Here is a 12,547-nt window from a genome sequence, read left to right as displayed (position 1 = left end):
ATCGCAGCTGCGAAAGGCGGGTTTTTAATGGCCGGTGGCGCGCTGGGCGCGCTGCCGATCGTTGCGGGTCAGAAGTTGTACTTGAAGCTGGTCATCAGGTTGCGCGGCGCGCCGTAGTTACCGTAGGAACCGGCGTTGCTGTAGTAGGTGCGGTCGAACAGGTTGTTGACGTTAAGGGAGGCACTGAGGTTGCGGCTGATGTCGTAGCGCGCCATCAGGTTGGTCACCGCGTAGCTGCCCTGGGTGAAGGTGTGCAGGTCGCCGCCGACCTTGCTCTGCCAGTTGACCCCGCCGCCCACGGTCAGCTTGTCCAGCGGGCCTTGCAGGCGATAGCTGGTGAAGGTCTTGAAGCTGTTGCGCGGCAGGCCGGTGACGATCCGCTGGTCGTCGGCGTCGGTGGTGACCGAGTAGGTGTAGCCGGCGGAGGCCTGCCAGCCTTCGGCCAGTTCGCCGTTGAACTCCAGTTCCACGCCCCTGGAGGTGGTGTCCTGCTCGGCGCTGTAGACGTTGTCGTGCTGCCAGATCGCCAGGTTGTCCTGCTGCAGTTTGTACAGCGCCAGGCTGGAGTTCAGGCGGCCGTCGAAGTGGCTGCCCTTGACGCCGATCTCATACCCCTTGCCTTGCATCGGCTCCAGTGGCTTGTTGTCTTCGCTGCGCACCCAGGACGCCTGGGGGTTGAAGATGCTGGTGTAGCTGGCGTACACCGACCAGGTGTCATCGAGGTCGTAGACCACCCCGGCGTAAGGGATGAACACGCCGTTTTCTTCGCGCTTGACCTTGGTTTCGTCGCCGCCGTATGGACGGTCGGAGGTGTCGCTGCTCCAATTGATCACCCGGCTGCCGAGGATCAGGCTCAGGTCATCGGTCAGGCGCAGGCGCGAGGTCAGGTAGGCGGCGTACTGGTTTTCATCGATCGAAGACTTGCCGCTTACGCTCTGGCTGGGCTTGGGCGAGTGGCCATCCCAGTCGAACAGATTGTCGATGGGGCCGGCCGGTGAGCCGGCGTAGTCATAGCGCCAGCCGCCCCAGCTCGGGGTGCTTTCCTTGTACTGGGACAAGGTCACGCCGCCGATCAACTCGTGCTCGCGGCCGAACAGGCTGAAGGGGCCGGTGAGGTACAGGTCGAGGTTGTCCTGGCGCGGGGTGCCGGAGAAACGCACCGGCAGTTGGGTCAGGCCGCTGCCGTCCTTGTTGACCGAACCCATGGCGAAGTTGAACAGCTCGTCGAACTGGTTCTCGGCGTGGGTGAACTCCACCTTGCCGCTCCAGCCGTTGCCCAGTTGCTGTTCGATGGAGGCGAAGTAGCTGGTCTGCTGGTGGTCGTTGTAGGACCAGGTCGGCGAGGTGTTGGTCGAGCGACTGAAGTCGGTGCGTTCGCCACTGCTGAAGCGCGTCGGCAGGCCGGTGCGCAGCGGCGAGTCGACATCGGTGCGCTGGTAGCTGAAGCCCAGGGTCAGCAGGGTGTCTTCGCTGAGGTCGAACTCGCTGATGCCGTACATCAGTTGTGTCTGCTGCTTGAAGCGGTCGACCCAGGCGCTTTCGGTCTTGTAGTCGGCCACCAGGCGCCCGCGCACATTGCCGCTGTCGGTGAGCGGACCGGAGACGTCGAGGCCGCCGCCGTAGCGATCCCAGGTCCCGGCCTGGCCGCTGATGCTGGCCTGGGCCTCGCGGGTCGGGCGCTTGCGGATCAGGTTGATGGTCGCCGACGGGTTGCCCATGCCGCTGATCAGGCCGGTGGCGCCACGCACCACTTCGACCCGGTCGTACATGGCCATGCTCTGGGAGTAGTTGTCGAGGCGGGTGTTGGTCGGCACGCCGTCGATCTCGTAGTTCTGGATGGCGAAGCCGCGGGACCAGTAGCTGTCGGTTTCCGCCCCCAGGCCGTCGCGGGTGACGATGATCCCGGGGGTGGCTTCCAGGGTGTCGGTCAGGGTGCTGAGGTTCTGGTCGTCAAGGCGCTGGCGGGTCATGACCGTGATCGATTGCGGGGTTTCCCGGGGTGTCAGGTTCAGGCGCGTGGAGCTACTGGAAGAGTAGGTGGTGTACTCGCCGGTGCCTTCGGTGGTCGACCCCGGCGCCTTGCCGGAAATCGACACCGCGCCCAGTTCCAGGCTGCTGTCGCCGGCTTTGCGCGCCTGCAACGAGTAGTTGCCCGTGGCGTCGCGAGTCGCTTGCAGGCCGGTGCCGGCGAGCAGCAGGGCCAGCCCTGAGTCGATGTCAAAACGCCCTTTGAGTCCGGCGCTCTGCTGGCCGTCGGTCAGGGTCGTGGGGTACGACAGCAGGATATGGGCGGTCTGGCCAAAGCGGGTCAGGGCACTCGCCAGGCTGCCGGCGGGGATGTCGAAATCCTGTTGCGCCTGTTCGGCAGCCTGGACCCAGGTCGGTGCCAGCAGCACCACGCTGGCGGTGGTCATGCAGGCCAGGCCCTGGGCGACCGCGCCCGCCAGGTTTTGCTTGAGTGAAACGTGCCAGCCCCGGCCCTTGCGTACGACGAGTTGCATGTGTGGATCCCCATGAATGTCAGTGTTCTGGGGGTTAAGTCTCGCGAGCGAGCAAATCGGACCACCCTTGAGCAAAATAAATGTCAGCCGGCCAGGGTGCGGGGCTTGAGGGTCACCCAATAGCGGGTGAAGGGGCGGACTTCCAGGTGCAGGGTCTCGGCCACCGCATTCAGGACACGGTCGGTATCGGCCAGGGGAAAGGTGCCCGAGACCGGCAGGTCGGCCAGACTCGAATCGCACCCCAGGTGGCCGGGGCGATAGCGCCCCAGTTCTTCGAGAAAGTCCGCCAGGCGTTGGCCCTGGGCCGCCAGCATGCCCTGGCTCCAGGCCGGCTGCGACGCACCCTGGGGTTGCCGCGAGAGCAGGCCCTGGCGATCGAAGCGCAGCTGCTCGCCCGCGTTCAGGGTCAGGGCCGGCTGCCCCGGGTTGCGCGGTTGCACCTGCACGCTGCCCTCATAGACCCCGAGCAGGGTGACGCCGGCGGCCTGGCGCACATTGAAGCGAGCCGCCACGGTTTCGATGCGGCCCTCGGCGGTGTCCACGCTGAGGGGCGGCAGGCCGGACTGGCGGTCGAGGGTCACCAGCATTTCCCCACGCAGCAGGCTGATGCGGCGCAGGTCCTGGTCGAAGCGCAGCTTGATGGCGCTGTCGGTGTTGAGCTGGACCCGGGTCTGGTCGACCAGTGTCAGGCGGCGTTGCTGGCCGACGCGGGTGCTGTAGTCGGCGCTCCAGTCCTGCACCAGCGCCAGGTCCCGGGCATTCCAGGCCCCGGCCCCGACGGCCAGCAGCACCCCCAATTGCTTGAGCGCAGTGCGGCGGCTGAGGGTGGGGCGCAGGCTCGGGCCCAGGGTGGCGCTGGCCAGGGCGCTGTGGCCTTGCTGGCGCACCTGGTCCATGCGCTGGGCAAAGGCTTCGGCCCGCAGCCAGGCTTTTTCGTGCAGCGGATGGGCCTGGCGCCAGTTGCGCCAGGCGGTCAGGGTGGCCTCGCTGATGGGCGGCTGCTGCAGGTCGAGCTGCCATTGCATCGCCTGTTCCGCGATGGCCGCGGTAATCGGCTGGGCCTCGGCGCCGGCGCGGGTGGGCAGCGGCGGGCTCAAACCAGGTCCAGGCTGTCGTCGAGCATGATGCACAGGGCTCCCGCCTTGACGATGTAGCGCTTCACCGTCGTCACGGAAACCTCCAGGCGCTCGGCAATTTCCCCAAGGCTCAGGCCATCGAGCTGGCACCAGAGGAACGCCTTGCGCACCGGCAGCTCCAGGCGTTCGAGCACGGCGTCCAGTTCTAACAGGGTTTCGAGGAGGATGGCCTGGGTTTCCAGATCGGGGACCAACTGTTCCGGGACCGCCTGCAAGGCTTGCAGATAGGCACGTTCCAGTTTCTGCCGCCGGTAGTGATTGCTCAGCACGCTTTTCGCGACCTTGGCCAGAAAGCTGCGCGGGGCCTGGATCTCCACCGGCTCAGGCTTGTTCAACAAGCGCAGGAAGGTGTCCTGGGCCAGGTCCGCCGCGCTGTGGGAGCAGTTCAACCGCAGGCGTAGCCAGTTTTTCAACCATTGGTGCTGTTGCCGATACAGCTCGGTCACATCGCAGGCACTGACTTGGGCGCTTGAAGGCATGGCGGGGAGATACCGGGGCAGGGGAGGTCATGAATGATAATGCTTATCATATAGATCGTTGCCATTGCCCCGCAACAAAAACCAAAAAGGCCCGCCGTTCAGTGATGAAGGGCGGGCCTGTTGGGTACAGCGTCAAATCAGACCTTGACGATCCAGCCTTCTGGCGCTTCAACGTCGCCGGTCTGCACGCCGGTCAGCTCTTTGTAGAGCTTCTGGGTCACAGGGCCGACTTCGCTTTCGCTGTAGAACACGTGCAGCTGGTCTTTGTATTCGATGCCTCCGATCGGCGTGATCACCGCGGCGGTACCGCAGGCACCGGCTTCCTTGAAGTCAGCCAGTTTGTCGATCAGCACATCGCCCTCGACCACTTCCAGGCCCAGACGGCTCTTGGCCAGTTCGATCAGCGACAGGCGGGTGATGCCTGGCAGCACCGAAGGCGACTTCGGCGTGACGAACTTGTTGTCGTGGGTGATCCCGAAGAAGTTGGCCGAGCCGACTTCTTCGATCTTGGAGTGGGTCATCGGGTCCAGGTAGATGCAGTCGGCGAAGCTTTTCTTCTTGGCTTCCGAACCTGGCATCAGGCTGGCGGCGTAGTTGCCACCGACCTTGGCCGCACCAGTGCCTTGAGGCGCCGCACGGTCGAAGCTGGAGATCAGGAAGTTGTGCGGGGTCAGGCCGCCCTTGAAGTAGGCGCCGACCGGAATGGCGAAGATCGAGAAGATGAACTCGGGTGCAGTGCGCACGCCGATGTTGTCACCCACGCCGATCACGAACGGGCGCAGGTACAGCGCGCCGCCGGTGCCGTAAGGCGGAATGAAACGCTCGTTGGCCTTGACCACGGCCTTGCAGGCTTCGACGAACTGTTCGGTGGAAACATGCGGCATCAGCAGACGGGCGCAGCTGCGCTGCATGCGCAGGGCGTTCTGGTCGGGACGGAACAGGTTGATCGAGCCGTCCTTGCAGCGGTAGGCCTTCAGGCCTTCGAAGCATTGCTGGCCATAGTGAAGGGCTGTGGAGCCTTCGCTGATGTGCAGCACGTTATCTTCGGTCAGGGTGCCTGCGTCCCACTCGCCATTGCGCCAGTGCGACAGATAGCGCTTGTCTGTCTTGATGTAGTCAAAACCCAGCTTGTCCCAATTGATGCTTTCGTTACCCATGACACCCTCTATCACTTGACGACCGTCGGAACGGCTCAAGGTTTCTGACGTTTTTTTGGATGGGCACAACAATACTGCATTCCGGGGGTGTACCGCATCCCGGACGATGGGAGGGGAGCAAAAAAACGTAGCTTGCTCATGAATCGTTTCGCCATTGTCCGGAATACGGGAGCAAATTCCCGCCCTGGGCCATCCCGACCCCTAGCCGCTGCCGTCAGGCTGCGCTGGCCAGGATAGGCGCCACAGGAATGTCAGCGTGCTGTGCGGTGTTCAATCGGCGCAGCGCTGCCCCTTACATATGCAGCGCATGTCCCAAAGCCCGCAGCGCCGCTTCCTGCACCGCCTCGCCCAGGGTCGGGTGGGCGTGGATGGTGCCGGCGATGTCTTCCAGGCGCGCGCCCATTTCCAGGGACTGGCCGAAGGCCGTGGACAGCTCGGACACGCCGACGCCCACCGCTTGCCAGCCGAGAATCAGGTGATTGTCGCGCCGCGCCACCACCCGCACGAAGCCGCTTTTCGATTCCAGGGTCATGGCCCGACCGTTGGCCGCGAACGGGAAGCTCGAGACGATGCAATCCAGGCCAGCGGCCTTGGCTTCGTCCGGGGTCTTGCCGACCACCACCAGTTCCGGATCGGTGAAGCACACCGCCGGGATCGCGGCCGGGTTGAATTCCCGGTGTTCACCGGCAATCAGCTCGGCAACCATTTCGCCCTGGGCCATGGCGCGGTGGGCCAGCATCGGCTCGCCGCTGAGGTCGCCGATGGCCCAGACGTTGCGCATGCTGGTCTGGCAGCGGTTGTCGATCTTGACCGACGAGCCGTTCATCTCCAGGTTCAGCGCCTCCAGGTTCCAGCCTTGGGTGTTGGGTTTGCGGCCGACCGCCACCAGTACCTGGTCGGTGTCCAGGTGCAGGGTTTCGCCATTCGGGTCGCGCACTTGCAGGGTGTTTTTCGCAGCATCGAAGCCTTCGACGCTGTGCTTGAGGTACAGCTTGAGCCCCAGCTTTTTCAGGGAGTCGGCCACCGGCTGGGTCAGTTCCGTGTCATAGGCCGGCAGGATCCGATCCTGGGCTTCGACCACGCTGACCTCGGCGCCCAGCTTGCGGTAGGCGATCCCCAGTTCAAGGCCGATATAGCCGCCGCCGACCACGATCAGGTGCTTGGGCAGCGCCTTGGGCGCCAGGGCTTCGGTGGAGGAAATGATCGGCCCGCCGATCGGCAGCATCGGCAGATTGACGCTTTTCGAGCCGGTGGCCAGCAGCAGGTGCTCGCACTGGATACGGGTATTGGCGCCTTCGATCTCCACGGTCTTGCCGTCGATCACCTTGGCCCAGCCCTGGATCACCTGCACCTTGTGCTTTTTCAGCAGGGCCGCGACGCCGGTGGTCAGGCGATCGACGATGCCGTCTTTCCATTCCACGCTCTGGCCGATGTCCAGGGTCGGCGTCGCGACCTTGATCCCCAGGGCCGAGCCCTGGCTGTGGTGCAGGGTCTGGTGGAACTGTTCGGCGACATGAATCAGCGCCTTGGACGGGATGCAACCGATGTTCAGGCAGGTGCCGCCAAGCGCCTGGCCTTCGACCAGGATGGTCGATATGCCCAGCTGCCCGGCACGAATCGCCGCCACATAACCGCCAGGGCCGCCGCCGATAATCAGCAGCCGGGTGTTTAGAGTCTGTTGCATTGCTTACTCCACAAACAGGGTGGCGGGTTGTTCGAGCAGGCCACGAATGGCCTGGATGAATTGCGCCGCGTCCATGCCGTCGACCACCCGGTGATCGAACGAGCTGGAGAGGTTCATCATCTTGCGAATCACCACCTGGCCCTTGATGACCATGGGCCGTTCAACGATTTTGTTGACCCCGACAATCGCCACTTCCGGCAGGTTCAGCACCGGTGTGCTGACAATTCCGCCCAACGCGCCGAGGCTGGTCAGGGTAATGGTCGAACCGGACAACTCATCGCGGGCGGCCTTGCCGGTGCGCGCGGCGTTGGCCAGGCGCGCGATTTCCGCGGCGCTGTCCCACAGGCTGCGAGCCTCGGCATGCTTGACCACCGGCACCATCAAGCCGATGTCGCTCTGAGTGGCGACCCCGACATGCACCGCGCCGAGGCGGGTGATGACCTGGGCGTCGTCGTCGTAGCGCGCATTGATCTGCGGGAAGTCACGCAGGGCCACGACCATGGCTCGCACCAGGAACGGCAGCAAGGTCAGCTTGCCGCGGCTGGCGCCGTGTTTTTCATTGAGGTGGGCGCGCAGCTCTTCCACGGCGGTGACGTCGATTTCCTCGACATAACTGAAGTGGGCGGCACGCTGAGTGGCGTCCTGCATGCGCTGGGCGATCTTGCGGCGCATGCCGATCACCGGGATCTGCTCTTCATCGTGGCGCTGGGCATACGCCGCCGGCGTCGAGGCCGCACGGGAACCCTGGGCCAGATAGGCGTCCAGGTCTTCATGCAGGATGCGCCCGGCAGGGCCGCTGCCCTGGACCAGGCGCAGCTGGATCCCGGCATCGAGCGCGTGTTTGCGCACTGCCGGCGAAGCCAGCGGACGTTCGTCGGCATCCCGGGCCACCGGTGCCGGGGCGGCGGCACGGCTGACGGCAGCACTGGCGGGTGCTGGTGCTGGCTTGGCCTGCACCTGAGGGGCCGCCGCCTGGGGCGCCGGTTGTTCAGCCGCTGGCGCCTTGGCAGGCACCGCGGGTTGGCTGGACTCCTTGAAGTTGCCCGCGCCCTCGACTTCGATGCTGATCAGGATACTGCCGACCGCCATCACTTCGCCGGGCACACCGCCCAGGGAAATCACCTTGCCGTGGACCGGGGAGGGGATGTCGACCATCGCCTTGTCGGTCATGACATCGGCCAGGACCTGGTCTTCGACCACCAGGTCGCCCACCTTCACGTGCCAGACCGAGAGTTCAACTTCTGCGATGCCTTCGCCAATGTCCGGCATCTTGATAACGTGCGTGCCCATTCAGACCTCCATGACCCGATGCAAAGCCGCGCCCACTCGGGACGGGCCAGGGAAATACGCCCACTCTTGCGCGTGCGGGTAGGGGGTGTCCCAACCGGTGACGCGTTCGATCGGCGCTTCCAGGTAGTGGAAGCAGTGTTCCTGCACCAGGGCCACCAGCTCGGCACCAAAACCGCAGGTGCGGGTGGCTTCGTGGACGATCACGCAGCGGCGGGTTTTCTTCACCGAATTGACGATGGTTTCCAGGTCCAGCGGCCACAGGCTGCGCAGGTCGATGACTTCAGCGTCGACCCCGCTTTCCTCGGCCGCCACTTGCGACACATAGACCGTGGTGCCGTAGGTGAGGATGGTCACATCCTTGCCTGGGCGGGTGATGGCGGCGACGTCCAGCGGCACCGTGTAGTAGCCGTCCGGGACTTGCGCGGCCGGGTGTTTCGACCAGGGGGTTACCGGGCGGTCGTGGTGGCCGTCGAACGGACCGTTGTACAGGCGCTTGGGCTCGAGGAATATCACCGGGTCATCGTTTTCGATCGAGGCGATCAACAGGCCCTTGGCGTCGTACGGGTTGGACGGCATCACGGTGCGCAGGCCGCAGACCTGGGTGAACACCGCCTCGATACTCTGGCTGTGGGTCTGGCCGCCGTAGATGCCGCCGCCGCAAGGCATGCGCAGGGTCAGGGGCGCGGTGAACTCACCGGCCGAGCGATAACGCAGGCGCGCCGCTTCGGAGATGATCTGGTCCGAGGCCGGGTACACATAGTCGGCAAACTGGATTTCCGCCACCGGACGCAGGCCGTAGGCACCCATGCCCACCGCCACGCCGACAATCCCGCTTTCGGAGATCGGGGCGTCGAACACCCGCGAGGTGCCGTATTTGTTCTGCAGGCCTTCGGTGCAACGGAACACGCCACCGAAGTAGCCCACGTCCTGGCCGAACACCACGACGTTGTCGTCACGCTCAAGCATCACATCCATGGCCGAGCGCAGGGCCTGGATCATGGTCATGGTGGTCGTGGTCATGGCGGTTTCCAACTGGATAGAGGTGTTGTGATCGTTCATGTCAGATCCCCAGTTGCTGGCGTTGGCGCTTGAGGTGCTCGGGCATGTCCTTGTAGACATCCTCGAACATGGTCGCGGCGCTGGGCGTCTGCCCGCCGGCGAGGGTGCCGTACTGCTCGGCTTCTTTCTGCGCGGCGATCACCTGGGCTTCCAGTTCGGCGCTGACGGCGCTGTGTTCTTCTTCCGACCACTGGCCGATGCGGATCAGGTGCTGCTTGAGACGCACGATCGGGTCGCCCAGGGGGAAGTGGCTCCAGTCATCGGCCGGCCGGTACTTGGACGGATCATCGGAAGTGGAGTGCGGGCCGGCACGGTAGGTGACCCACTCGATCAAGGTCGGGCCGAGGTTGCGCCGGGCGCGCTCGGCAGCCCAGGCGGAGGCGGCGTAGACCGCGATGAAATCGTTGCCGTCGACCCGCAGGGAGGCGATGCCGCAACCCACGCCGCGTCCGGCAAAGGTGGTCGCTTCGCCACCGGCAATGGCCTGGAAGGTCGAGATCGCCCACTGGTTGTTGACCACGTTGAGGATCACCGGCGCGCGGTACACGTGGGCGAAGGTCAAGGCGGTGTGGAAGTCGGATTCAGCTGTGGCGCCGTCGCCGATCCAGGCCGAGGCGATTTTAGTGTCGCCCTTGATCGCCGAGGCCATGCCCCAGCCCACGCCCTGAACGAACTGGGTGGCCAGGTTGCCGGAAATGGTGAAGAAACCGTGATCGCGTACCGAGTACATGATCGGCAACTGGCGGCCCTTGAGCGGATCGCGCTCGTTGGACAGCAGCTGGCAGATCAGGTCCACCAGAGGTACTTCGCGGGCCATCAGGATGCTTTGCTGGCGATAGGTGGGGAAGCACATGTCGTCGATGTTCAGGGCCAGGGCCTGGGCGCTGCCGATGGCTTCCTCGCCAAGGCTCTGCATGTAGAACGACATTTTTTTCTGGCGCTGGGCAACCACCATGCGGTTATCGAAGATCCGCGTCATGAGCATGGCACGCATGCCCTTGCGCAGGATCTCCACGGGTACGTTCTGGGCCCATTCGCCCAGGGCGTTGCCCTGATCGTCGAGCACACGAATCAGGCCACGGGCCAGGTCCGCGGTTTCGGCAGGTTCTACGTCGATGGGGGGTTTGCGCATCAGGCCTGCGTCGTTCAGGCGCAGGTAGGTGAAGTCGGTCTTGCAGCCGGGACGGCCTGAGGGTTCAGGAACGTGCAGGCGTAGCGGTTCATACGCTTGGGTCATGGCTTTCTACGCTCGATCTTGTGGATTTCTTGTATTGGGCGCGCTAGCTGACGGTCATTCCCCGGGTAGGGGAAATCTTGTCCTACAAACATCATAGGCCGGGACAAAGAGAATATTTATCTGTGTTTCATTGCGCTTTAGGTTATTTGCAGATAAAAAATCTGCATAACCACAAAAAACAGGTTGTTTTGTCTCATGCGTAAACTGGATCGTACCGATATCGGCATTCTCAACAGCCTTCAGGAGAATGCCCGCATTACCAACGCCGACCTCGCCCGTTCGGTCAACCTGTCGCCGACTCCCTGCTTCAACCGGGTCAAGGCCATGGAAGAGCTGGGGCTGATCCGCGAGCAAGTGACCCTGCTCGATGCCGACCTGCTGGGGCTGCACGTCAATGTGTTTATCCACGTCAGCCTGGAGAAGCAGGTGGAGGAGGCGCTGCAGCAGTTCGAGGAGGCGATCTCCGACCGCCCCGAGGTGATGGAGTGCTACTTGATGGCCGGCGACCCGGACTACCTGATCCGGGTGTTGGTCCCGACCATCCAGGCCCTGGAGCGCTTCATGATGGACTTCCTGACCAAAGTCCCTGGCGTGGCCAATATTCGCTCCAGCTTTGCCCTCAAGCAGGTGCGCTACAAAACTGCGCTGCCGCTGCCGGCCAACGGCCTGACCCTGGCCTGAGCCGCGTCAGGCGCTGACCCCGGTCCAGAGCTGGTCGATGTCCTTGAAGTCCCAGTCCTCGGGGGCTTCGCGGCCGATGATGCGTTCCTGGCCCTGGGCCCGGGCCAGGTCGACGATGGTCTGGGGAATCGGCAGGTTCGAGCGGGTGGAGAAGAACACCTTGATCTTCGGCGTCAGCAGCGCGCTCGGATGCTGCTCCAGGACAATCCCCAGCCTCCCGCTTTGCAGGCGCACCAGGGAACCCACCGGGTAGATACCGACACTTTTGACAAAAGCCTGGAACACCCGCTGGTCGAAATGCCCGGTCCAGCCCGACATCCGGTGGATCGCCTCGGCCGGGTTCCAGCCCCGGTTGTAGGGGCGGTTCGAGGTCACCGCGTCATACACGTCGCACACCGCGCCCATCTGGGCGAACAGGCTGATCTGGTCGCCCGCCAGGCGGTGCGGATACCCGCTGCCGTCGATCTTTTCGTGGTGGTGCAGGCACACGTCGAGCACCAGGGCATCGACGCTGTTGCACTGACGCAGGATCAGGCCCCCGGCTTCAGGGTGATTCTTGACCCGGTCGAATTCGCTGTCCGAGAGCTTGGCCGGCTTGTTGAGGATGCTGTCGGGGATGGTCAGCTTGCCGACATCGTGCAGCAGGCCGGCGATACCGGCCTGGCGAATCTGTTCCGCAGGCAGTTGCAGTTGGCGCGAGACGGCAATCATCAGCGCGCACACCGCCACCGAGTGCATGTAGGTGTAATCATCGGCGCTTTTCAGGCGCGCCAGGCTGATCAGGGCATTGGGGTGGCGCAGCAGGGAGTCGGAGATACTGTTCACCAGCGCCTCGGCCTGCTGCATTTCAATGGCATTGCCCAGGCGCACTTCCTGGAACATCGCCATCACCGCTTTTTTCGAATGGGCGCAGAGCTTGAGGGCGCGCTGGATTTCCTCGCCCATGGCCACCCGGGTCGTGGCTGGCGCGGAGTCCGGCCCTGTGCCGGGGGGCAGGCTGTCCGGGCTCGTCTGGGGAGGCTGCTCCAGCAGGTCGCGGCCCTTGGCCGAGTCGATCCACAGGCGCGTCAGGTTCGAGTGTTGCAGGCGTTGGTAATCCTGGGGGCTGTCGAGTACGAAACCGGCCTTCCAGAACGAGTGGTCGAGCCATGAGCCGCAGAACTGATGGATGTACATGCCCATCTGCAACTGCGAGATCGATATGAGTTTGAGCATGGTGCGTCCCCCACCTTCATCCAGCGTCAGGCGCCGGGTATAGGGCCGGCACCTGATCACTGACTGCTAAAGCTGCAGGTCGTTCTTGTCCCTGGAAAATTTACTGCG

At 64.0% G+C, this 12,547-nt stretch carries 10 protein-coding genes; 1 reads left to right on the top strand and 9 read right to left on the bottom strand.

Going from position 1 to position 12,547, the window contains the following annotated elements; translation table 11 throughout:
• Positions 1-68 precede the first annotated feature (68 nt).
• The 8 genes from ACOZJV_RS06585 to ACOZJV_RS06550 all read right to left on the bottom strand — a co-directional run bounded on the left by ACOZJV_RS06585 (position 69) and on the right by ACOZJV_RS06550 (position 10,543).
• Positions 69-2,501, bottom strand: a complete 2,433-nt coding sequence (locus ACOZJV_RS06585) for a TonB-dependent siderophore receptor (protein ID WP_421547142.1) — start codon at positions 2,499-2,501, stop codon at positions 69-71.
• A gap of 83 nt (positions 2,502-2,584) precedes the next feature.
• A complete protein-coding gene (locus tag ACOZJV_RS06580) occupies positions 2,585-3,598 on the bottom strand; it encodes a FecR domain-containing protein (RefSeq protein ID WP_078471529.1) in 1,014 nt (337 codons plus the stop codon).
• The gene (locus ACOZJV_RS06575; protein WP_421547141.1) at positions 3,595-4,116 is read right to left on the bottom strand and encodes a sigma-70 family RNA polymerase sigma factor; all 522 of its coding nucleotides are present in this window, start codon (positions 4,114-4,116) and stop codon (positions 3,595-3,597) included. Before ACOZJV_RS06575 ends, ACOZJV_RS06580 begins: the two co-directional genes overlap by 4 nt.
• 137 nt (positions 4,117-4,253) lie before the next feature.
• Positions 4,254-5,273, bottom strand: a complete 1,020-nt coding sequence (locus ACOZJV_RS06570; protein WP_020298764.1) for a branched-chain amino acid aminotransferase — start codon at positions 5,271-5,273, stop codon at positions 4,254-4,256.
• A 292-nt stretch (positions 5,274-5,565) separates the two neighbouring features.
• Positions 5,566-6,957 (bottom strand): dihydrolipoyl dehydrogenase, encoded by a 1,392-nt coding sequence (lpdA, locus tag ACOZJV_RS06565; protein ID WP_421547140.1) that lies wholly within the window; start codon positions 6,955-6,957, stop codon positions 5,566-5,568.
• Between the two features lie 3 nt (positions 6,958-6,960).
• A complete protein-coding gene (locus ACOZJV_RS06560; protein WP_421547139.1) occupies positions 6,961-8,247 on the bottom strand; it encodes a dihydrolipoamide acetyltransferase family protein in 1,287 nt (428 codons plus the stop codon).
• Entirely contained in the window at positions 8,248-9,306 is a 1,059-nt protein-coding gene (locus tag ACOZJV_RS06555) for an alpha-ketoacid dehydrogenase subunit beta (RefSeq protein WP_078471525.1), read from the bottom strand.
• Position 9,307: 1 nt separating this feature from the next.
• Positions 9,308-10,543 carry a 3-methyl-2-oxobutanoate dehydrogenase (2-methylpropanoyl-transferring) subunit alpha gene (locus ACOZJV_RS06550; protein WP_078471524.1) on the bottom strand — a complete coding sequence of 412 codons (1,236 nt, stop codon included), beginning with the start codon at positions 10,541-10,543 and terminating at the stop codon, positions 9,308-9,310.
• Between the two features lie 195 nt (positions 10,544-10,738).
• Between ACOZJV_RS06550 and bkdR the strand changes: the two genes are divergently transcribed.
• A complete protein-coding gene (bkdR, locus tag ACOZJV_RS06545; RefSeq protein ID WP_078471523.1) occupies positions 10,739-11,224 on the top strand; it encodes a Bkd operon transcriptional regulator BkdR in 486 nt (161 codons plus the stop codon).
• A gap of 6 nt (positions 11,225-11,230) precedes the next feature.
• Here the strand turns inward: bkdR and ACOZJV_RS06540 are convergent, their stop codons facing one another.
• Entirely contained in the window at positions 11,231-12,439 is a 1,209-nt protein-coding gene (locus tag ACOZJV_RS06540) for an HD-GYP domain-containing protein (RefSeq protein ID WP_421547138.1), read from the bottom strand.
• Positions 12,440-12,547: the final 108 nt, after the last annotated feature.

The organism is Pseudomonas sp. QD4, from assembly GCF_049199125.1.
Lineage (GTDB): Bacteria > Pseudomonadota > Gammaproteobacteria > Pseudomonadales > Pseudomonadaceae > Aquipseudomonas.
Note: the sequence above shows the minus strand (reverse complement) of the source record. Positions and strands in the feature narration are given on the sequence as shown.

Excerpts from the sequence above, each read along its gene's own strand:
- ACOZJV_RS06585 (WP_421547142.1), bottom strand. The coding sequence starts at position 2,501 with ATGCAACTCGTCGTACGCAAGGGCCGGGGCTGGCACGTTTCACTCAAG.
- ACOZJV_RS06575 (WP_421547141.1), bottom strand. The coding sequence starts at position 4,116 with ATGCCTTCAAGCGCCCAAGTCAGTGCCTGCGATGTGACCGAGCTGTAT.
- ACOZJV_RS06570 (WP_020298764.1), bottom strand. The coding sequence starts at position 5,273 with ATGGGTAACGAAAGCATCAATTGGGACAAGCTGGGTTTTGACTACATC.
- lpdA (WP_421547140.1), bottom strand. The coding sequence starts at position 6,957 with ATGCAACAGACTCTAAACACCCGGCTGCTGATTATCGGCGGCGGCCCT.
- ACOZJV_RS06560 (WP_421547139.1), bottom strand. The coding sequence starts at position 8,247 with ATGGGCACGCACGTTATCAAGATGCCGGACATTGGCGAAGGCATCGCA.
- ACOZJV_RS06555 (WP_078471525.1), bottom strand. The coding sequence starts at position 9,306 with ATGAACGATCACAACACCTCTATCCAGTTGGAAACCGCCATGACCACG.
- ACOZJV_RS06550 (WP_078471524.1), bottom strand. The coding sequence starts at position 10,543 with ATGACCCAAGCGTATGAACCGCTACGCCTGCACGTTCCTGAACCCTCA.
- bkdR (WP_078471523.1), top strand. The coding sequence starts at position 10,739 with ATGCGTAAACTGGATCGTACCGATATCGGCATTCTCAACAGCCTTCAG.
- ACOZJV_RS06540 (WP_421547138.1), bottom strand. The coding sequence starts at position 12,439 with ATGCTCAAACTCATATCGATCTCGCAGTTGCAGATGGGCATGTACATC.